Raw genomic sequence first — 20021 nt, 5'->3', positions numbered from 1 at the left:
CTCAGCCCTTGAGCGGCCCGCCGTTGATGGCGACCCGGCGCCCGTAGCGGGTGTGCGGGTAGTAGTCGTACGTGGCGTGGTGCTGAACGCAGCGGTTGTCCCAGAACACCAACGTGCCGGGGCTCCAACGGATGCGGCAGGTCAGCATGGGCCGCTGGGCCGGCAGGGCGAAGAGCATGTCGAGCAGCGCCCGGCTCTCGTCGGCCGACAGCTGGGGGATGCGCGCGGTGTAGGCCTTGTTGACGTAGAGGATCTTGCGGTCGGTCTCGGGGTGACGCACCACCAGCGGGTGCTCGCTCCTGGGTATCACGTACCCCTTGGGCGGGGTGTAGCCCTGGAAGGCGACGAGGCCGTCGTGTATCGCGGTCAGGCCGTCGAGCAGGTCGCGCATCGTCGGAGACAGCATCTCGTACGCCAGGTGCATGTTGGCGAACAGGGTGTCGCCTCCGCTGCCCGGTTCCGGCACGCGGGTGATGTAGAGCATCGACCCGAGCGAGGGTTCGGCGTCGGCGGTGCCGTCGGCGTGCCAGCCGTTGCCGGCGACGTTCTCCGCCTCGGCGCTGGTGCTGATCTCCAGGATGTACGGATCCGCGTCGACCGGGGGCGGGTTGACCGGGCGCAGTTCGCCGAAGTGCCCGGCGAAGCGCTTGTGGTCCTCGTCCGTCAAGTCCTGGTCGCGGAAGACGAGGACGTGGTGGTGGAGGAACGCCCGCCTCAGCTCGGCCAGTTGATCGGCCGACAGTTCCTGCGCGAGGTTGACGCCGGAGATCTCGGCACCGATCACCGGGGTGACCGGGTCGACCGTGATGGTCCGGTACTCCTCGGCGGGCCTGGTGGTGACGGCCTTGACGGCGTCCAGTTCGTACTGCTCCATGACGTGCTCCTGCGGTGTGGGGATCCGGTGTCGTCACAGCCCGCGGGCCAGCAGATCCGCAAGGATCAGCCGACCGAAGGCCAGGTTGCCGTGGATGGAGTCGTCGGCCTCGCAGAACTCGGGGCGCTGGAAGCCGTCCGGTCCGGTGGTGCGGGTGCGGAGGTCGACGATCTCGACGCCGAGCGCGTCGAGCGCGCTTCGGACCACCTCCTGCGCGGCCATGAACACCACCGCGTCGGACTGCTCCGGTACCCGCTGCGGCGGCATCACGGCCAGCACCCGCAGGCCCAGACCGAGTGCGTGGCGGTAGAAGGCCAGGGCGTCGCGGACGGTGGCGCGGACGATGGCGTCGAACAGCGGACCGGACAGGAAGCCCGGGGCGAAACCGCCGTCGCGCTGGCGGTAGATGCGCCAGTTCTCCCTGGTGGCGACGAAGTGCGCGCTGAGGCCGAAGGTGGACACCAGCGGGACCGCGAGACGCCCGAGGCCGTCGACGTCCATTTCGGCCAGGAAGCCCCGGTAGTACTCGTCGGCCTCGGCCTTGCGGAACACCACGTCGTGCTCGCGCGGCTCGAAGAAGTCGTCGGTGAACTCGCGCCCGGCACCGATCGGGCCGCCCTGGAACGGGATCCGGGCCGCCTTCGCGGCCCGTCCGATCGGACCTGCGTGCGAGTCGCCCAGCAACAGGAACCTAGCGGGGGCGGTAGTAGTCGAGGACGGCGTCGTCACAGATGTCCCCTCCCTCCAGCTCCGCCGACGGCCTGCCGGTTCGGACCGGTCGCGGGTCGGCCGTGGGCCGCGACAGCGCGGTCATGAAGTGGCGCATGACGAAGCCGACGCCCTCCGGCGTCACTTCACGCAGGTTCGGCGCGTAGAACCTGCTCCAGAACGGGAGACCGGTGATGAGTTCGTACGAGGGGAAGTAGTCGACGTCGTCGAGGTCCCGGGTCAACTGCCCGGCCACCGTCCGCAGCAGCGACTTGGAGTAGGTGTTGGCGGTGAGCACATGGCCGCCGGTCGCGGTCGCGGTCAGCGGATGCGGTGAGACGGTCAGCAGGACCCGCAGCCGCGGATTGGCCTCGCGGGCCAGCGCGACGGCGTCCGCCAGGTCGCGGTAGACCTCTTCGAAGGTGAACTGGTGGAAGACGTGGCGGTCCGGGTCGAAGGTGCCGCGCGCGGTGCCGGGGCAGGACGGGAAGACGGTGCCGTCGGCGCGGTCCCGCCACGCTTCGGTCAGACCCATGGTGAAGACCAGGCAGCCGGCCTCGGTGACGGCGTCGCGGATGGCGGCGAGGGTCGTCCCACGGGCTGCCAGCATCTCCTCGGCCGAGGCGTAGCCGCCGGGTTCGACGGACGGGCGGCAGGGGTCGTGGTACCTGCCGTCCTCCAGCCACGCCTCGGTGGGCGGGGTCGTGCGGCCGAAGGCCCAGGAGAGCCACTGCCGTAGCACGGCGGCGGTGTAGACGGTTCCGGTGCGGAACGAGAACACCCCGTAGTGGCGCGCCCTGCGCTCCTCCTCGGTCAGCCCCGGCGGGGCCGGCTCCGCGTCGTACCAGTTCATGCCCCGCTCCAGCAGGGCGCGGCCGATGTGTGCGGCGAAGCAGGACCCCGCGGTGAGGACCGGGTCGTCCTGCCCGATCGCGAACGCGGGCGTCCACAGGTCGTCGATGGCGAGCGGGTCCGGCTCGGCCACGGCGGAGCGCCAGAACGAGCGCGCCGGTAGTGACTGGTAGGGGTTCACGAGGGATGGTCTCCGATGGTCGAACGGTGGCGGAGGTCGGACGGGGCGTTGGTGCGGGACGGCTGGAGGACTGGTGCGGGCCGGAGGCCGGTGACCGCGGCGCCGCCCGGGACGGGTGGCCGGAGCCGGACCAGACGTTCTGCGTAGCCGTGCGCCTCGGAACCGGCCGACGCGGACCCGCCCTGGCTCAGCTCATGCGCGAACACTGCCTGGAGCTGTGCCTCGTCGTAGCCCTGGAAGAGCGCGCCGGCCCCGGGCGGCGGCGGATCGATCAGGTGGACGCCGTGGACCGGCCGACCGATCGCCTCCGCCTCCGCGGCCATTCCCATCGCCACCCAGGCGCCGAAGGACCAGCCGGCCAGGTGCAGCCGCCCGGTGTCGTCCGCGAAGCGCGCCCGCAGGGCGGCGGTGTAGCGGCGTGCCCGCTCGGCCAGGGTCCAGTCCGCGGTCCCGGGCCGTCCCAGTGCGGGATCGGCGATCAGGCAGACGGTCAGCCGGGGGCCCAGCGCCGACACCAGGGACCGGTAGGCCTGGATGTCGCCGCCGACCGGGTGCACCAGGCAGAGCACGTCGCCGCCGGTGCCCTGTTGCCAGACCTCCGGGACCACGTCCTCCGCGCCGACCGCCCCGGCGGATGCCGCCTCGTCCAGCCGGGTCAGGATCTCGGTGAGCGAGACCCGGTGGCTGAGCCGTGACAGTTCCAGCTCGACGTCGAAGTGACGTTTCACCACGCCGATCAGGTCGAGCAGGGTCAGCGAGTCGACGCCCAGGTCGTAGAGCGGGGCGTCGGGGTCGATGTGGTCGAGATCCAGCCAGGCGCACAGCCAGCCGGCGAGCAGGACGGCCGCGGTTCCGCGTGCCGCGTCGGCCGCCGTGGTGCCTTCGGCGGACACCGGCGCGGCCCCGGTGGCCCGGGTGGTCCCGGCGGTCCCGGTGGGCACGGGCGGCACGAGGGCCTGGGCGCCGGGCGCCGAGTAGAACGCGCGGGACTCGTGGATATCGGTGGTGGAGACCAGCAACTGCGGCAGTTGCAGTCCCATGGCCCGCGCGAACACCCGCTTGCCCTCGGCTACTGTCAGCCCGACCGACAGGTGGGCCCGGTGGCGGGCGTCGGTCAGCGGCGCGCGCAGCGCCATGCCGGTATCGCTCCACACGTCCCAGTTCACGCCGAGCCGGACGGTGGTCTCGGCGTCGCCGGACCGGTACTGGGCGAAGCCGTCGAGCAGGCTGTTGGCGGCCGCGTAGTCGAGCTGGCCGACGCCGCCCAGCTCCGCGGACATCGACGAGCAGTAGACCGCCACCGAGGGCCGGTAGCGCTCGATCACCTGCTCGACCAGCAGGGCGCCCTGCAGCTTGGCGGCAGATCCACGCCGCATCGCCTCGGCGTCGCGCCGGGCGATCATGCCGCCGCTCGCCGCTCCGACGGCGTGGACCACGCCGCCGAGACGGTCGGTGCGACGGTCGATCAGGGCCGTGATCTCCTCGGGCGTCGACTCGGCGAGATCGGCTTCGAGCAGCTCGACCCGGTCGGCCCAGGGGATCCGCTCCTCCGGCAGCCGAGGACGTCTGGCCAGCAGCAGGACACGGGCGCCGCCGTTCTCCAGCAGCCAAGCGGCGACGCTGCGGCCGATCCCGCCGGTGCCGCCCAGGATCAGGTGCACGCCTCCGGCGGGCAGCCCGACGGGGCCGGGGCCGGTCGCGGACACCGGCAGTGTGACCTGTGCCCACCAGTGGCCCCTGCGGAGAGCAAGCCGGCGCGGAAGCCCGGCCGCATCCGCCGTAGTGGCGGCTTCGGCCAGCAGCGCCGCCAGCGGTGCGGCCCAGTGGGCGGGGTGCGCGTCGGGGAGGTCGAGCCAGTACCCCTCCGCGGCTCCCTCCTGGGGTGCCACCTCGGCGGCACCGGCCAGCAGGCCCGCCTCCGGCCGCTGCACCGGGCCGTCCACCGGCCTCGCCCGGTACGACAGCCACCACGGCCTCAGCCGAAGCGACCCGGCCGCGTCGGCCACGGCCCGCACCAGTGCGGCCGGAGTGTCCAGACAGGCCCAGCGGGCCCGGGCCAGGCTGTCCCGGCCGACCGGGCCGCCGATCCCCAGCGGCAGCGCGTGCAGCCAGTCGATGCCGTCGTCGCCCGCACCCGTGCCCGCCAGTGCGTCGAGGAGCCGACCGAGAGAGGCGGGGTCGGCCGGGTCGACCTCGTAGACGTCGTCGCCCCGCCGGGCGAACGTTTCGGCGGCGCTGACGCGCACCACCCGTGCGTAGGCGGCTTCGAAGGCGCGGACCACGTCCGGGTGCGCCGGTCCGTCCGTGAGCAGCACCAGCAGCCGGGAGGTGCGCGAGCCGATCGCCGTGCCCGCGCGGCGCAGCCGTGCCCAGTGCGGCTGGTGCAGCCAGGCGGCCTCCGGAAGGCGCTGCGGAACGTCGGCGGCGGCCGGGCCGGGCCGGTCCGGTCCGGCCGCCGCGGCGCGGGGGAAGTCGAACTCCGCCAGCTCGAAGGCGGGCGGCGGGAAGTCCCACGGCGCCTGGGCGGGACCGGCGGGCCAGCCGATCCGCTCACCGGACAGCCAGGCGGCGGCCGACTCCTCCGCAGTGAGACCTTCGCTCGGAACCGGCGCCCCGGCACGGGTCTCCACCGCTTCCGCGATCCGGCCCGCAGTGCGCAGCCAGGCCACGGCGGCGGACGCGTCGGGGCAGACCGCTGCGAGCCGTCGGCGACGCGCGGGACGGCCCGCCTGGAGGTGGCGCAGCACCTGCGGATAGGCGGAGGGCCGGGCCTCCAGGTAGTCGGCGATCCGGGCGGCGTCGGTGCGCAGGCCCGCTTCGCTGCTGCTGGAGAGCACCAGGCAGGGAAGCAGGGGGGTGTCCGGTGCCGCTCGGCCCGCCTTCGTGCCCGCCTCGCCCGCCGTCTCCGGGTCCGGTCCGTCGGCCTCCAGCACCACATGGGCGTTGGTGCCGCCGATCCCGAAGCTGCTCACCGCCGCGATCCTGTCCCGGCCCGTGGGCCAGGGCCGGGCATCGGTGGGTATGTAGAACGGCGTAGGGTCGTCCCCGAGCTGCGGGTTGAGGGCGTGGAAGCCGACGTTGGGCGGGATGACGCCGTGGTGGACCGCGAGTGCGGCCCGCACCAGCCCGACGACTCCGGCCGCCGCGCCCAGGTGTCCTGTCTGGCTCTTGACCGAGGTCAGCGCGCAGTGGCCGGACCGGTCCAGGTCGAAGGCCTGGCGCAGGGCACCGACCTCGACCGGGTCGCCGAGCCGGGTGGCGGTGCCGTGGGCCTCGACATAGCCGAGGTCGGCGCCGCGGCGACCGCTGCGGCGCAGTGCGGCGCGAATGACCTCGCGTTGCCCGGCGAGCGAGGGGGCGTTGTAACTGAGCTTGTCGGAGCCGTCGTTGTTCAACGCCGAGCCGGTGATCACGGCATAGACGGTGTCGCCGTCGCGTCGGGCCAGGCGTAGCGGCTTCAGCACCACCATGCCGACGCCGCTCGCGCCGATGGTGCCGCTCGCGTCGTCGCTGAAGGGCCGGCAGAGAGACCGTCCACGGAGAAGATGTGCTGCGGCTGGTAGTGGTATCCGTCGGTCAGGGTCGGGTCGACCAGGACTCCGCCCGCCAGCATCACCTCGGCATCGCCCTGGCGCAGCAGGCCGGCGGCGACATGGACGGCCACCAGCGAACTGGCGCAGGCCGCCTGGGTGGTGAAGGCGGGACCCGTCAGCCCCAGGTGGTAGGCCGCCTTGGTGGCGAGGAAGTCCTTGTCGTGGTGCAGGGCCAGTTGGAAGCTGTCGGGCAGGCGTCCGGGATCGGCCTCGCGCAGCATGGACTGGAAGTAGGTGTTCTCGCCGGCTCCGGCGACCAGGCCGACGCGCAGACCCGACGGGTCGGCGATCCCGGCGTGCGCCAGTGCCTCGACACAGCTCATCAGCAGGTGCCGTTGCTGGGGTCCATGAGCCGGGCCTCCTGCCGGCTGATGCCGAAGTGGTCCGGGTCGAAGGTCAGTGGGCCGTCCAGCTGGCTGCGTGCCCCGACCAGGCCGTCGGCGGCGTCGAAGTGCTCGATGCCGATGCCGCCCGTGGTGACCATCTGCCAGAACGCGGAGAGATCGGACGCGCCCGGAAGCCGTACCGTCATGCCGACGATCGCGATCGGCTCGTCCACGGCGATCTGCCCGGCCGCACCGGCCAGCGCACCGGCCGGCGCAGCGGCGGGGGCGGCGGTTGCGGCGCGTGGGGTGTCGTCGTCCGTGGCCGGTACCGACCGGTCCAGGAAGTCGGCCAGCGCACGTACGGTGACGTGTTCGAACAGGTCGGCGACGGTGAAACGCAGGCCCAGTTCGGCGGTGCAGCGGAGCTGGAAGCGCATCAGTCCCAGGCTTGAGGCTCCGGCGTCGAAGAAGGTCCGACCCGGGTCGATGGCCGCACCGGTGACCGCCTCGAACGCATCGGTCAGCAGGGCTTCGCGCGCCGACAGGCCTGTGCTGCGGGCCGTCGGCGGGCGCAGTTCCCGCCCGGCAGAGCGCAGAGCGCCCCGGCGGTCCAGCTTGCCGCTGGGGGTCCTGGGCAGCTCCTCAACCAGCCGGAAGCGGGCGATCCGGACGTGGCCGGGCAGCATCGGCGCCAGGTGCGCGGTGAGGTCCTGGGCCGTGGGCGCCTGCCCACGGCACTGCAGGCAGGCCACCAGTTCCTCACCGTCGCGGACCACCACGGCGTTGACGACGTCCGGGTGGCGCAGCAGGGCCGCCTCGACCTGTCCCAGTTCGAGCCGGTGTCCGCTCAGCTTGATCTGGTCGTCGTCCCGGCCCAGGAAGTGCAGCAGACCCTGCCGGTCGAAACGGGCCCGGTCGCCGCTGCGGTAGCACAGGCCGACGCCGGGCAGCTCGACGAAGCGCGCGTCGTTGAGCGCCGTGTTTCCCAGGTAGCAGCGCGCCGCCATGGTGCCGCCGATCAGCAGGGCGCCGGCGCGGCCGGGGGGAACGGGCTCGTCGGCCTCGTCCACCACCGTGAGGACCGCGTTGGCCACCGGTCGGCCGACGGCAGGACGCTCCGGCCACAGGGCCGGATCGCCGTCCAGGCACAGGCTGCTCACCACGTGCGTCTCGGTCGGGCCGTAGTGGTTGAACAGCCGTGCGCCCGGCAGGCCCGCGAACCAGCGGCGGATCGCCTCGGTGCACACCAGCTGCTCGCCGGCGGTGACCACCTCCCGTAGCCGCGAGGGGTAGCGGCCCAGGTGGACTCCGTGCTCGGCGAGGAGCTGGAGCGCCACGTAGGGCATGAAGACGCGCTCCACGCCGGCCGTCTCCAGCTGCTCCAGCAGCGCGGGGGCGTCCTGCCGCCAGCCGGGCTGCACCAGGTGCAGGCAGCCGCCGCCGCACAGCGTCCCGAAGACCTCCTGGAAGGACACGTCGAAGGAGAGCATGGAGAACTGCTGGGTGGCGGCTGTGGCCGCCAGCCCTCCCGACTCCGCCTGCCACTGCAGCAGGTTGCACAGGGTGCGGTCGGACACCTGCACACCCTTCGGGACACCGGTGGAGCCCGAGGTGAACAGGGTGTAGAGCGGCCGGGCGCCGCTGTGCGCCGGGCCGGCGGCGGTGGGTGCGGCCGCAGGGGTGGCAGGTGACAGCACCACCGGGTGGCGCGCGATGCGGCCCGGGTCGACGGCGTCGAACTCCGGGTCACCGCCCGGTGGGAGCAGCACGCACAGCGGCTCCACCTGGTCCAGCACCTGCCGGCGCAGGGCCGGCGGATAGGACGGGTCCAGCGGCACGATGGTCACGTTGAGCCGGGCCAGCGCCAGCAGCGCCACCACGTGCTCGACCGACGGCCGCAGGTGCAGCGCGACGCAGCACGGACGGTCGTCCCCTTCCGGCAGCGGGTGGTCGGCCCGCAGCTCGGCGGCGAGCGCCGCCGCGTGGGCGTCGAGGACGGCGTAGCTCACCGACCGGCCTTCGGACATTAGGGCCGGTGCGTCGGGTGTGCGCGCGACCTGTAGGGCGAAGCCCTCGGTCACCGTCGTCCAGGGGGAACCGGGCCAGTTCGGCTGCGATCAGCTCGGCCATCCGGGGCACCTCCTCGCTCTCCAGCAGGTCCTCGGTTCCGTGGGTGTCGAGCAGTACCACGCTGAACCGGGTGTGCCCGGCCAGGGCCAGCCGGCGCCCCATCTCGTGGGCGACCAGGCCGCCGTAGGAGAGCCCGCACAGCACCAGCGACTCGTCCGGCCGGGGGTCGATCAGGGACAGGTACTGCTCCGCCATGGCCTCGACCGTGGGCAGCGGCGTCTCCCCGGGGTTGATCCCGGGCGACTGCACGCCGAGGACGCCGACGTGGTCGGGCAGCGCCGCGGCCAGTGGCAGGTAGCAGAAGGCGGTGCCGCCGGCCGGGTGGATGCAGACCACCCGCTGCTGTCCGTCCCCCTCGCGGAACTCGACCAGGTTCCCGTCCGGAGTTCCCGACGCCCCCGCCCGAAGGCGTTCGGCCAGGGCCTCGATGGTCGGGTTCTGCACGATGTCGCGGATCGGCAGGGTCTCGCCGAACTCCTCGCGGACGGCCAGGGCCACCTTGATGGCGGATATGGAGGTACCGCCCAGATCGAAGAAGTTGTCGGATATCCCGATGCCGGGATGGATCAGCACCCGCCGCCAGATGGTGTGCAGTGCCATCTCCACGTGATCCCGAGGGCTCGCTGTGTTGACCTGGGCGCGGGTCGCGGCGCGGGCCGCGCACAGCAGCGCGGCGCGGTCCAGCTTGCCGCTGTGGTTGAGCGGCAGCTGCGGCAGTTCCACGAAGAGCGCGGGGATCATGTAGTCCGGCAGCCGCCGCGCCAGCGCGGCACGCCACTCGTGCGGTCGGCGCGGCTCCGCGTCGCCCCGGCCCAGGCCCGCCACCAGGCGCAGCTCGCCCGTGGCGTCGCGGTCGGCCAACACCGCCGCCTCCTGCACGTCGGGGAGGGCCAGCAGCGCTGCCTCGACCTCCCCCGGCTCGATCCGGAAGCCGCGCAGTTTGACCTGGTCGTCGCTGCGGCCGACGTACTGGGCGTTGCCGTCCGGTAGCCAGCGGGCCAGGTCGCCGGTGCGGTACAGGCGTTCGCCGGGCACGAAGGGGTCGTCGACGAACCGCTCGGCGGTCAGGTCCGGACGGTGCAGATAGCCCCGGGCCAGGCTCGCCCCGCCGAGGTAGACCTCGCCGGCCACCCCGGTCGGCACCGGCCGGAGCCGTCGGTCGAGCAGGTAGAGGCGGGTGTTGTCCAGGGGGCGCCCGATCGGGCACTGCCGGTCCAGCGGCTGCGGGTCGGTGTAGGCGGTGCTGTAGAGGGCGGCCTCGGTGGGCCCGTAGCCGTAGCAGCTGCGCAGGCCGGGCAGCGCCTGCTGGATGCGGTGTAGCGCCTTCTCCGGGAGGGACTCCACCCCGGTCAGCAGCTGGCGCAGCGTCAGTCCGTCCAGGCGCGCCTCGGGGTCCCCGTCGATCCACTTGACGTAGGACGGCGGGAGGAACGCCTGCACGATGCGGTGCTCGCGCATCCAGTCCAGCAGTTCCGCGGGGTCGCCGCGCAGTTCGTCGGGGACCAGGTGCAGCACGGCGCCGGTGGTGAGCGGCATCAGCAACTCGTGCACCGAGGCGTCGAATCCGATGCTCGACCAGGCGGACGCCGCGCCGGGGGTGTCCCCGAACCGCGCCAGCCAAGTGTCGAAGAGGTTGGTGACGCTGCCGTGGGTCACCGCCACGCCCTTGGGGCGGCCGGTGGAGCCCGAGGTGTAGATGACATAGGCCAGCTGCGACGGTCCGACGGTGTTCCCGGGCGCGTCGTCGCGCTCCGCCTCGGCCTCGACCGCCCTCAGGGACTGCCAGCCCTCGGGCGGGACGTCAGCGTCGCTGAGCACCACGGTCGGTACCGCGTCCTCGACCATCGCGGCCAGCCGCTGGACCGGCTGCCCCGGGTCGAGCGGCAGATAGGCGGCGCCCGCCGTGAGGATGCCGAGGACACCCACCACCAGCTCGGTCGAGCGCCCGGAGTGCAGACCGACCACCTGGTCCGGGCCGACGCCGCGGGCGATCAGCGCGTGCGCCAGCCGGTTGACCCGGTGTTCGAGCGCGGCGTAGTCGAGCCGCTCCGCCTCGCAGACCAGGGCCGGACTGGCAGGGCGGGCTCGGACCTGGGCCTGGAAGCGCTCGACCAACCCGGTCGGGGCGGCAGCGGTGGGCGTTTCGGCCTCGCCGGCGCGGTCGTCCCAGTGGGCGGGGTCGGTCGGTGGGCAGTTCGAGCAGGGACGGCGCGTCGGCAAGGGCTTCCCTCCAGTGGGCGGCCTGCGCCGCCGGTTCGTCCCCGGACGCCCACTCCCGCTGCCAGCGGGTGTAGTCGGCGTACTGCAGGGACAGCGGCGGCAGTGGGGAGTCCGCGCCGTCCCGGAAAGCCGTGTACAGCGTTCCGAGCTCGCGCAGCATCACGTTCATGGACCAGCCGTCGAAGACCGCGTGATGCAGTGTCAGCAGCAGCACGTGGTGCTGCTCGGCCAGGGCGATCAGACGGCCACGTGCCAGCGGGCCGCGACTCAGGTCGAAGGGCGTGTCGGACTCCGCGCACTGCAGGGCGGTGACGCGCGCCCCGGCGTCCGGGAGCCCGGTCAGGTCATCCACCGCGAGGGTGTAGCCGGAGTCGGGCGGACCGATCAGCTGATGGACCCCGCCCCCGATGGAGACCAGCCGGGTGCGCAGGACCTCGTGCCGGGAGACCAGCTCGTCGAGCGCACGGGTGAGCACCGTGCGGTCCAGCGGGCCGCGCAGGGTGAAGGCCATGGTCTCGTTGTACGCCTCGCTGGCTCCGTCCAGCTGTGACAGCACCCAGAGCCGTTGCTGTCCTGACGCCAGCTCCGGGAGCTGGACGCCGACGGCCGTCGGGGAACCGGGCTTCCGCGCGGGACGCGCATCGGCCCGGGCGGTGGTGGTGCCGTGGGGGTGGTGCGTCTCCGACAAAGCCAGACCTTTCTCCTGGGGGAGGGTCATTGCGGGGATCGACGGCGCGGTGGCGTTGCGTGATGGCAGCGGCCGACGGCCCCTGTGGTGCGGACCGGATCGCCTCGATCGGCGCCCCGGTCAGATCGCTTCGACCGGGTGCGGGGAACTGGGGTGACACACGCTCAGCGGCTCTTGGCGGGCAGGTGAACCGGGGCAGCGCATGAGGGCGCCGTCGAGGTCAGCGGCGCCGAAGCGCGGTGGATCTGTGACCATGGACGCATAGTCAAGATGATTAATTCGGCCGGAGGTAAGAGCCGGGCGGGGCTCCGCGCGAACCGAAGAGCTGTGCAACCGGATCGGCACTGCCCGAGGCGCTCAGCTCCTGCACCAGCTCGCAGTTCCTGGCGATCCTGCCGGCGACCCACTCGCGCAGCCACTCGGACAGGTGCGGAAGCGGCAGGTCGGACGGGGCCAGCCCGGCGAGCACGCACCCGGTTGCCGCCGCTCCGCCGACGTTGACGACCACGTCCGGCAAGACGGTGTGGCCGGCCTCGCGCAGCAACCGGCGGGCCGGTGCGGTGCAGCTCAGGTTTCCGCCCTCGACCACCAGACGGGCCCGGACCGCCGGCACCGCCTCCTCGTCGACCGCGGAGGCGGATGCCGCCAGCACCAGCACGTCGGCGTCGACGTGCAGCCACGCCTGCCCGGGCCCGTGGACCGTGACCCGGGCAGGCAGCCGGCTCCGGTCGATCGTGCCGTCGCTGCTGGTGAGCGCGGCGAGTTCGGCGACGGGCAGTCCGCGGTGGTCCTCGATGGTGCCCCGGACGTCGGCCACGGCCACCACCCGGTGGTCGTGGGCGGCCAGGTGACCGGCCACCGCGCGCCCGACGGTGCCGAAGCCCTGGATCGCGATGCGCTGCGGGGTCCGCGCACCGGAGGCGCGTAGGGCGCCGAGCACCGCGACGGCCACGCCGAACCCCGTGATGTCGGCCATGTGGTCCCACAGTTCGGCCCAGCCGACGGTGAGGCGGGTGGTGCCGGGGCGGCGGGTGACGTCGTACCCGGCGGCCTCGAAGGCCAGCTGCCGGTCGGCGTAGGTGGTGCCCTGGTCGCACCCCAGGTACACCCCGCCGTGCAGCAGCGGGGCCGCGGCGCGGCCGAACCCCCGCATCACCGCCTGCCGCTCGACGGTGGCGCCCGGATCGGGTGCGATGCCGGCCTTGGCGCCGCCGATGGGCAGGCCGACCAGCGCCAGCTTGTGGGTCATCGCCCTGGCGAGCCCGGTCAGCTCCTGCTCGGTCACCGTCCGGGTCATTCTGGTGCCGCCCATGGCCAGACCGTCGACCATGGAGTCGACGACGACCCAGCCTCGGGCCTGGCACCTCGCGAGGTTCAGGGTGGTGGAGAGCATGGGCTCGGTCACCCGGTGCGCACCGTGCGGTGCGAGCGTCCGGTTCATCGCGCACCGTCCTCCGGGACGGACCGCAGGCGCAGGCTGCGGGGGCGCATGTCGGTCCACACGCGTTCGATGTGCGCGAGGCATTCGTCCTTCGCACCCCGTACGCCGACCTCGTGCCAGCCTGCCGGCGACTCGCGGTCGGCGGACCAGATCGAGTACTGCTCCTCGTCGTTGACGACGACCTTCCACTGCTCGGGTGCTTCGATGGTCATGCCGTTACCTCCAGGTGTCGGTGGTTGGGGGGTCCGCCGGGCGGCGGGCGTGTGGAGCCGGTTAGCGGCCGGCGTCGGGGCGGGTGCCAAGACGGGCGTCGAGGCCGTCCAGCCATTCCGGCAGGCCGGCGGCGCGCAGGAGGCCCGTCCCGATGAGCACACCGGCGAAGCCCTCCCCGAGCAGGCGGGCGGCGTCGTCGGGGCAGCGGATGGCCCCGGCACTCACCGGGCACCGGGTGCCGCTGCTCAGCACCGCGGGCAGGAGTGACGAGCTCCGCCCGAGGTCGCCCGCGCCGCGTTCGCGGGTGGCGATGTCCTTGTTGTTCACCGCGACCACGCACTCCTCGGCGCGTGGCACACGGCTGATCTCCTCCTCGGTGGTGACCTCGACGAACGGCGTCAGGCCCAGGCGCAGGCCGAGGTCGACCAGATGGCCCAGGGTGGCGCGCGGCAGCAGCGCGGCGGTGAGCAGGATCGCGGACGCGCCGCTCTCGCGGGCCTGGTGCAGTTGGCTCCGGCGGGTGATGAAGTCCTTCTGCAGCACGGGCAGGTCCGTCGCTTCCACGACCTCGTGCAGCAGGTCCCGGGTGCCGCCGAACCACCGCCCGGTCACCACGGACAGGCAGGGTGCGCCGACGTCCTGGTAGTCGGCGACCAGACGGGCGGCCGACCTGTCACCGAACAGGTCGTGCCCCGCGGCGTCCTGGCGCTTGAGCTCCATGATCACCGGTCGGTGGGCGTCCAGCAGTGCCTCGATGAACTCGGCCGTCATCCGGCCGCCCCGGCGCCGTCCGTCACTCGCCAGCCGCGCCGCACGGCCGTGACCCGGTCGGTGCTCAGCCGTCCGTCGAGGTCCCTGGCCGCCGTGTCCACGTCGATGCCCAGGAACAGGGGGTGGTCCACCACCGCCCGGTAGTCCTCCCGGTTGTCGGCCGAAATGCCGCCGGCCAGCAGGAACGGTCGCGAGAGGCGATCCGCGATCTCGATGACGGCCCCGCAGTCCGCCGGCTGCCCGGTACTGCCGATCCGGCCGTCCCCGGCCACCGCGTCCAGCAGGAAGAGGTCCGTTCCCGCCCGCTCGTACGCCGCGATCAGGGACCGCTCCGCGCGGGTGTCCGTACCGAGGTGCAGCACCTTGACCACGTTGAGGTCCGTGGTGCTCTTCAGGGCGCGGACCAGTCCCGGCGGCTGGTAGCCGTGCAGTTGGACCCACCGCACCCGGGCCGCGGCCGTCGCCGCGCGCAGTACCGCGGCGTCGTTGAGGAAGGTCACGAGAACCGGATGCAGCCGTGCCGTTCGGTGTACCGCGGCCGCGAGCACCTCCATCTGATGAGGTGTCAGGTTAGTGCGACCCCCTGGAACACCGTGCCACAGGCCGACGAGGTCGACTCCGGCACTGTCGAGCGATGCCACGTCCTCGGCCGAGGCGGCTCCGCAGATCTTGACCAGCATCAGGTGTCACAACCCCAACATGACGGCGATGCGGTTGCGTTGGATCTCCGACGTGCCCGAGTAGATCGGGCCGGCGACCGCGTCGCGCAGGTCCTTCTCCAGTCCGTACTCGGCCAGGTAACCGCTGCCGCCGAAGATCTGCACGGCGGCCAGTGCGGAGGAGAGGTTGCTCTCGCTGGCGAGGAGCTTGCTGACGGCGATGTCCTTCGTGACGTTCTCGCCCTCCGCCAGCCGGACCGCCGTGTCGTAGAGCCATTTCCGCGCGGTGTCCAAGCCGATCCCCATCTCCACGATCTTGTGGGAGACCGACTGGTACGAGCCGATCGGCTTGCCGAACTGGACGCGTTCCTTGGCGTACTCGACGCAGCGGTCGAGCCGGTACCGCATCTGCCCGGTGTTGATGACGAAGGAGCAGAGGATCTCCCACTTCATCACGTGGTCCAGGACCAGGAACCCGGATCCGACCCGGCCGATCACGGCGGATGCGGGGATCCTGCAGTCGTCGAAGTGCAGTTCGCTCACCGGTGCGGTCCGCAGTCCCATGGTGGCGACGGGTGCCCCGACGACGAGCCCCGGGGTGTCCCGCTCCACGACGAAGGCGGTGATGCCGAGCGGGCCGCCGTTCGGGTGGGTGCGCGCGTAGACCACGAACACGTCGGCCACCGGGCCGTTGGTGACGAAGGACTTGCCGCCCCGCAGCACGAAGCCGTCGTTGTCGCGGGTGGCCGTGGTCCTCATCGCCAGCGCGTCGGAGCCGCTCTCGGTCTCACTGATCGCGTGCGCCCCGATCGTCTCTCCTGAGCAGATCCCCGGCAGGTGGCGCGCCTTGAGCTCCGGCGAGCCGAACCGTTGCAGCGGGACTCCGACGCTGACCAGGTGGGTGGCGACCGAGAAGTTCAGTCCGCCGTCACGGCACCCGGTACCGAGTTGTTCGAGCACGTGCATGGTGGTGAGCAGATCCTGGCCCAGCCCGCCCCACTGCTCGTCGAACGGCAGGCCGAGGATCCCGGACCTCCGGATCAGTTTCCACTTGTCCCACGGGAAGGCGCCTTCCGCGTCCCCTTCGAGATGGCCCGAGCTGAGCTCCTCGCACCACCGGCCGATCCCTTCGCCCAGGGCGATCTGGTCGGCGTCCCACCTGATCATCTGTCAGTCCTGTCAGTACTGGGAGAAATCGGCTGAGTCCAGGTCGTGGCGTTCGTCGCCGCGCAACGCGGGCGAGAACACGCACACCAGGCGGAGGTCCTCGTCCTGGCCGGCGATCAGGAAGTGGGCGTCGTGCCGGTCGAGCGCGTACAGCGTGCCCGGCTCGATCGGGTGGGACGTGCCAGTGGCGTCCACGACCTCACCCGTTCCCTTGATGCAGTAGCAGGCCTCCAGGTGGCGGCGGTACTCCAGCCTCGACTTGGTGCCGGCACGGACGGTGGTGTCCGTCATCGTGTATCCCAGGCCGTCGGATTCGAGAAGGAACCTGCGGCTGAGCCCGTTGCCCCAGTCCACGGTCGTCACCTCGTCAAGGCGTCGGACGATCATCGGGTGTGCCTCCTAGCGGCTTGCTGAATACGGCGAAATGGTGTGCACGAAGGTGTGGAACTCCTCGACCACGTCGGCCCCTTCGGCGAGGGCCTGCTCGATTCGGGCGACCCCGGCGCTGCCCACGACCGCGGCGTCGGCGCCGAGGCCGTGCAACAGGTCGATGTCCGCCCTGGAGCGGACGCCGAATCCGACGGCGATCGGTACGGCGGTCGTCTTCCGCAGTGCGGCCAGCGCGGCGGCCAGCTCCTGGTGGTCGGCCGTGAGCTTGCCGCCGCTGCGGCCGTAGTGGGCCACCAGGTACAGGTACGCGGTGGCGCACTCGGCGGCCGCGGCCTTCACCTCGACCGCCGACGCGGCGTAGCAGGTGGCGACCATGGGCAGCCCCGCCTCCCGCACCGCTTCGAGGCAGTCGGCCCGCAGCCGCGGTGGCAGGCCGTGGACCAGCAGCCCGTCGACGCCCGAGTCGGCGACCCGCCGGACGAAGCCGGGCACGGTCAGGTCTCTGACCGTGTGGCTCCAGTCGGCCAGTAGTGCCACCCTCAGGTGGCGCAGCCGGGGCAGGATCCCGCTGAGGAAGCCGAGCACCTCGTCGAGTCCGCCGCCGTCGGCCAGGGCACGCTGCGCCGATCGGCGGATGACAGGCCCGTCGGTGACCGAGTGGGGAAAGGGCACCGCCAGCTCCAGGCAGTCCACACGGCAGTCGTCGAGCATCCGCATGACGTCGGCCAGTACGGGCAGCGGGGGGTCTCCGGCGTTGAGGAACATCGCCAGGCCGGGCTGGTCCGGTGGCCGGCGTGCGAAGAACCCGCTCACCGCGCACGCGCCGTAGCCGCCACGCGGCGCGCCGGTTGCGCACGCAAGCGGTCGACGAGGTCGCGTGCGGCGCCGCTGCGGAGGGCGTCGTCGGCCGCCCTGACCGCCTCCGGCCACTCGCCGATCAGCCCGCTCGCGACAGCCAGTGCGGCGGCGTTCAGACAGACGGTCCGCGTTGCGAGACCCGTCCCGTCTCCGGAGAGCACGCCGAGGAAGTGGTCGACCACGTCCGCTCCTCCTCCGGCCGGCCGTAGTTCGGCGATCGCGCCGGGCCCGGGACCGGGAGCCTCGGCCCGCAGCCGGATCCCGTCGGTGCCGTCATTGGTGAGGACGACGTTGTCGACGGAGCTGACGAGCTCGTCGATTCCCAGCTCGTTGGAGCACAGCCAGATCCTCCGGTCGGCAACGGTGGCGGCGACATGGCCCAGAGTCGGCAACAGCGAACGGTCCGAGACGCCGACGAGCTGAGCGGAGACCGGCACCGCGGCCAGGAAGGGGCCGACGGAGTTGATGAATCCGCCGATCATCCGCAGGTCCATCGGCACGATGCTCCGGGCCAGCAGCGCCACCTCCCGCGGGTAGACGAAGTTCCCCGGGAAGGCGATGCCGAAGCGTTCCAGCAGGGCGTCGGTCTGCTCGTACGAGGTGGTCGTCCCGATGCCGAGACGGTCGAGCAGATCGTGGGAGCCACAGGTACTCGTATAGGCGCGGGATCCCGTCTTGACGATGCGGACGCCCAGGGCCGCGGCGACGAACGCCGCCGCGGTGGAGATGTTGAACGTGGCCGGCCCGCCTCCGGTGCCGACGATGTTGGCCGTGTTGGTCGTGTCGTCCAGCCGCGCGGCGACGGCCGGCCGTCGCTCGTCCAGAGAGCGGAGCATCCCGACCAGCGTGTCCCGGCCGGGCATCCGGGTGGACAGCGAGGACAGCAGCGCCACCGTCTCGCCGGGCCGGAGAGCGCCGTCACGCAGCTGGTCCCAGAAGGACCCCCACATCTCCTGATCGACGGTGCGGTCCCGGTCGATCAGCGCTCGCAGCACCTCGTGCATGACTAGTGGGAGTCCGTCCGGTGCTGCTGGGCCCGTTCGATGAACCTGCTGATCGAGCCGACGGAGCGGAAGCTGTCCGGGTCGAGGTCGAACTCCTCGACGCGCAGGTCGAAGCGGTCCTCAAGCCAGGCGATCGTCTTGAGCAGGCCGAGGCTGTCGATGACCCCGCCGTCCACGAGGTCGTAGTCGGAGTCCAGCTCGCTCGCGCCGACGTCCGGCAGGAACTCCTCGATGATGAACTGCGTGACTACCGCGGCGTGTTTCACGTGGCCGTTCCTTCGTTTGGCTGGGACGGGGAGCAGGCGCGCTCGATGGGCGTGCGGTCGATCTTTCCGGTGGACGTCCTGGGCAGCGGGTCGTCCACGATCAGCAGGGTCGAGGGGACCGCGGTGAGCGGAAGCCGTTGTGCGCAGTGCCGGCGCAGCGCCAGCGAGTTCAGCCGGCTGTCCGGGGCGCGGCGGACCACGCTCCGCAGCAGGCGGCCGGCCACCGGGTCGGGCACGGCCACCACGGCCGCCTCGACGACGTCAGGATGGTCGAGCAACACCTGCTCGACCTCATGGGTGTTGACCCGCACGCCGCGGACCTTGACCTGGTGGTCGTTCCGGCCTTCCAGGGTGATGCGGCCGTCCCGGTCACGCCGCACGAGGTCGCCGCTGCGGAAGTAGCGCCGCGTCCGCCCTTCGTGGTGGTGGGTCGCGAACTTGTCCGCGTCCTGTTCCCGGTCCAGGTAGCCGTCGGTCTGGAAGGGCGTCGCGACATGGAGCTCGCCGGTTCCCGGTCCGGTCACGAGCCCGCCGTCGTCGCCGACGATCACGGCGTGGACTCCGGGCAGCGGGCGTCCGATCGGCACCGGGCCGTCCGCCGGCTCGGTGCCGTCGACCTCGTGCAGGAAGCTGTCGTTGGTCTCGGTGCAGCCGTAGACGTTGTAGAGCCGCGCGCCGGTGAACAGGCGGGGGAGTTCGGCCAGGCAGCGGGCGGGCATGCTGTCGCCGGTGAAGACGACGTGCTCGACCGTGTCGAGCCGCCGGCCGCTCCGCGCGGTCGCTTCGACCAGCAGCTGGTAGAACATCGGTACCGCCTGGACGAGTTGGACCGCGTGGCGGGACACGAGGTCCAGCAGGTGGCCCGGGTGGGTGGCCCGGGCCGGATCGACCAGGACGACGCGGCCGCCGTACCTGAGCGTGGTCCAGACGTCCAGCAGGCACAGATCGAAGGTGAGCGGGGCGTAGTTGAGGACCGTCGTTCCCCGACGGATGCCGAACCGCTCGCCGGCCCAGGTGGTGAAGCGGTCCACCGCCCCCGTACCCAGTGGCACGATCTTCGGCCGCCCGGTGGAGCCGGAGGTGGTGAACATGAAGGAGACGTCGGCGGGTTCCGTACGGCGCGGCGCCTTCGGCTGCGCCGGCCGGTCCGAGGCGCCCGGCCCGGGCGTGGGCGCCTCGGGGCTCTCCGGCGACAGGACGTGCCGGATTCCGGCCTGCTCGACCAACGCGTGGGACGTTCTCCCCTCCGGCGTGGGTGCCGGCAGCAGCAGGAAGCGACGCCCTTCCATCAGGCAGGCGAGCGCCAGGGCGATCGCCGAGGGTGACTTGGCGGCCAGGATGCCGATCGGCTCGTCCTCGCCCGGGGCGAGCCGGGCGATCCGTGCGCGCTCCCGCTCCGCCAGCCGGTGGAGTTCACGGTAGGTCGTCTCTTCTCCGCGCCATACCAACGCCGGATCACCGGGGTGGCTGGTGGCGTGCGAGACGAATGAACCCACCAGGCTCTGCTGCTGCATCACGACTTCTCCGAGTTCACGCAACGGGGTGAGTCCATATACAACGGATGAGTTCATGCAACGGGTTCACCGATCTCATTCGGAACAATGAAGGCCCGGCACGAAAGGGGCTCATCCGGCCGCCAACCTGGCGACAGAAGAATTATCACGTGGCGCCCGCCCACGG

The 20021-nt window shown here is 72.2% G+C and carries 14 protein-coding genes and 3 pseudogenes; all 17 read right to left on the bottom strand.

The features are described from left to right. Position 1 precedes the first annotated feature (1 nt). Entirely contained in the window at positions 2 to 874 is an 873-nt protein-coding gene (locus ACIRRH_RS27920) for a TauD/TfdA dioxygenase family protein (protein WP_403072851.1), read from the bottom strand. Positions 875 to 907: 33 nt separating this feature from the next. Next, complete coding sequence (locus tag ACIRRH_RS27915; RefSeq protein ID WP_403072848.1) at positions 908 to 1603, bottom strand: hypothetical protein; 696 nt, start codon at positions 1601 to 1603, stop codon at positions 908 to 910. Beyond that, positions 1566 to 2615, bottom strand: a complete 1050-nt coding sequence (locus ACIRRH_RS27910; RefSeq protein ID WP_403072846.1) for a GSCFA domain-containing protein — start codon at positions 2613 to 2615, stop codon at positions 1566 to 1568. The genes ACIRRH_RS27915 and ACIRRH_RS27910 overlap by 38 nt, the downstream gene beginning before the upstream one ends. Next, entirely contained in the window at positions 2612 to 6085 is a 3474-nt protein-coding gene (locus tag ACIRRH_RS27905) for an SDR family NAD(P)-dependent oxidoreductase (RefSeq protein WP_403072843.1), read from the bottom strand. The genes ACIRRH_RS27910 and ACIRRH_RS27905 overlap by 4 nt, the downstream gene beginning before the upstream one ends. Next, a pseudogene (locus ACIRRH_RS27900) lies at positions 6073 to 8561 on the bottom strand (AMP-binding protein). Before ACIRRH_RS27900 ends, ACIRRH_RS27905 begins: the two are co-directional and overlap by 13 nt. A gap of 193 nt (positions 8562 to 8754) precedes the next feature. After that, positions 8755 to 10779, bottom strand: a pseudogene (locus tag ACIRRH_RS27895) (amino acid adenylation domain-containing protein); the annotation flags it as partial. A gap of 106 nt (positions 10780 to 10885) precedes the next feature. Next, positions 10886 to 11602 (bottom strand): annotated as a pseudogene (locus ACIRRH_RS27890) (condensation domain-containing protein); the annotation flags it as partial. Positions 11603 to 11846: 244 nt separating this feature from the next. After that, positions 11847 to 13013 (bottom strand): Glu/Leu/Phe/Val dehydrogenase dimerization domain-containing protein, encoded by a 1167-nt coding sequence (locus ACIRRH_RS27885; RefSeq protein ID WP_403072840.1) that lies wholly within the window; start codon positions 13011 to 13013, stop codon positions 11847 to 11849. Continuing rightward, on the bottom strand, positions 13010 to 13225 hold the full coding sequence (locus ACIRRH_RS27880; RefSeq protein ID WP_403072837.1) for an MbtH family protein: 216 nt from the start codon (positions 13223 to 13225) through the stop codon (positions 13010 to 13012). The genes ACIRRH_RS27885 and ACIRRH_RS27880 overlap by 4 nt, the downstream gene beginning before the upstream one ends. A gap of 61 nt (positions 13226 to 13286) precedes the next feature. After that, positions 13287 to 13997, bottom strand: a complete 711-nt coding sequence (locus ACIRRH_RS27875) for an indole-3-glycerol-phosphate synthase (RefSeq protein WP_403072834.1) — start codon at positions 13995 to 13997, stop codon at positions 13287 to 13289. Further along, the gene (locus ACIRRH_RS27870) at positions 13994 to 14677 is read right to left on the bottom strand and encodes an N-(5'-phosphoribosyl)anthranilate isomerase (RefSeq protein WP_403072831.1); all 684 of its coding nucleotides are present in this window, start codon (positions 14675 to 14677) and stop codon (positions 13994 to 13996) included. Before ACIRRH_RS27870 ends, ACIRRH_RS27875 begins: the two co-directional genes overlap by 4 nt. Positions 14678 to 14683: 6 nt before the next feature. Further along, positions 14684 to 15823: an acyl-CoA dehydrogenase family protein gene (locus ACIRRH_RS27865; RefSeq protein WP_403072829.1), complete on the bottom strand. Its 1140-nt coding sequence runs from the start codon at positions 15821 to 15823 to the stop codon at positions 14684 to 14686. 12 nt (positions 15824 to 15835) lie between these two features. Beyond that, entirely contained in the window at positions 15836 to 16210 is a 375-nt protein-coding gene (locus tag ACIRRH_RS27860; protein WP_403072826.1) for an ectoine synthase, read from the bottom strand. A gap of 12 nt (positions 16211 to 16222) precedes the next feature. Then, positions 16223 to 17026 (bottom strand): tryptophan synthase subunit alpha, encoded by an 804-nt coding sequence (gene trpA / locus ACIRRH_RS27855; protein ID WP_403072823.1) that lies wholly within the window; start codon positions 17024 to 17026, stop codon positions 16223 to 16225. Further along, positions 17023 to 18075: an anthranilate phosphoribosyltransferase gene (locus ACIRRH_RS27850; RefSeq protein ID WP_403072820.1), complete on the bottom strand. Its 1053-nt coding sequence runs from the start codon at positions 18073 to 18075 to the stop codon at positions 17023 to 17025. The genes trpA and ACIRRH_RS27850 overlap by 4 nt, the downstream gene beginning before the upstream one ends. 2 nt (positions 18076 to 18077) lie before the next feature. Further along, positions 18078 to 18341, bottom strand: coding sequence for an acyl carrier protein (locus ACIRRH_RS27845; protein WP_403072817.1), 264 nt, complete (start codon positions 18339 to 18341; stop codon positions 18078 to 18080). After that, on the bottom strand, positions 18338 to 19855 hold the full coding sequence (locus tag ACIRRH_RS27840; RefSeq protein WP_403072815.1) for an AMP-binding protein: 1518 nt from the start codon (positions 19853 to 19855) through the stop codon (positions 18338 to 18340). Before ACIRRH_RS27840 ends, ACIRRH_RS27845 begins: the two co-directional genes overlap by 4 nt. Positions 19856 to 20021: the final 166 nt, after the last annotated feature.

The organism is Kitasatospora sp. NPDC101235 (genome assembly GCF_044767505.1).
Classification (GTDB): domain Bacteria; phylum Actinomycetota; class Actinomycetes; order Streptomycetales; family Streptomycetaceae; genus Kitasatospora.
Note: the sequence above shows the minus strand (reverse complement) of the source record. Positions and strands in the feature narration are given on the sequence as shown.

Excerpts from the sequence above, each read along its gene's own strand:
- ACIRRH_RS27920 (WP_403072851.1), bottom strand. The coding sequence starts at position 874 with ATGGAGCAGTACGAACTGGACGCCGTCAAGGCCGTCACCACCAGGCCC.
- ACIRRH_RS27905 (WP_403072843.1), bottom strand. The coding sequence starts at position 6,085 with ATGGTGGTGCTGAAGCCGCTACGCCTGGCCCGACGCGACGGCGACACC.
- ACIRRH_RS27885 (WP_403072840.1), bottom strand. The coding sequence starts at position 13,013 with ATGAACCGGACGCTCGCACCGCACGGTGCGCACCGGGTGACCGAGCCC.
- ACIRRH_RS27880 (WP_403072837.1), bottom strand. The coding sequence starts at position 13,225 with ATGACCATCGAAGCACCCGAGCAGTGGAAGGTCGTCGTCAACGACGAG.
- ACIRRH_RS27875 (WP_403072834.1), bottom strand. The coding sequence starts at position 13,997 with ATGACGGCCGAGTTCATCGAGGCACTGCTGGACGCCCACCGACCGGTG.
- ACIRRH_RS27870 (WP_403072831.1), bottom strand. The coding sequence starts at position 14,677 with ATGCTGGTCAAGATCTGCGGAGCCGCCTCGGCCGAGGACGTGGCATCG.
- ACIRRH_RS27865 (WP_403072829.1), bottom strand. The coding sequence starts at position 15,823 with ATGATCAGGTGGGACGCCGACCAGATCGCCCTGGGCGAAGGGATCGGC.
- ACIRRH_RS27860 (WP_403072826.1), bottom strand. The coding sequence starts at position 16,210 with ATGATCGTCCGACGCCTTGACGAGGTGACGACCGTGGACTGGGGCAAC.
- ACIRRH_RS27850 (WP_403072820.1), bottom strand. The coding sequence starts at position 18,075 with ATGCACGAGGTGCTGCGAGCGCTGATCGACCGGGACCGCACCGTCGAT.
- ACIRRH_RS27840 (WP_403072815.1), bottom strand. The coding sequence starts at position 19,855 with ATGCAGCAGCAGAGCCTGGTGGGTTCATTCGTCTCGCACGCCACCAGC.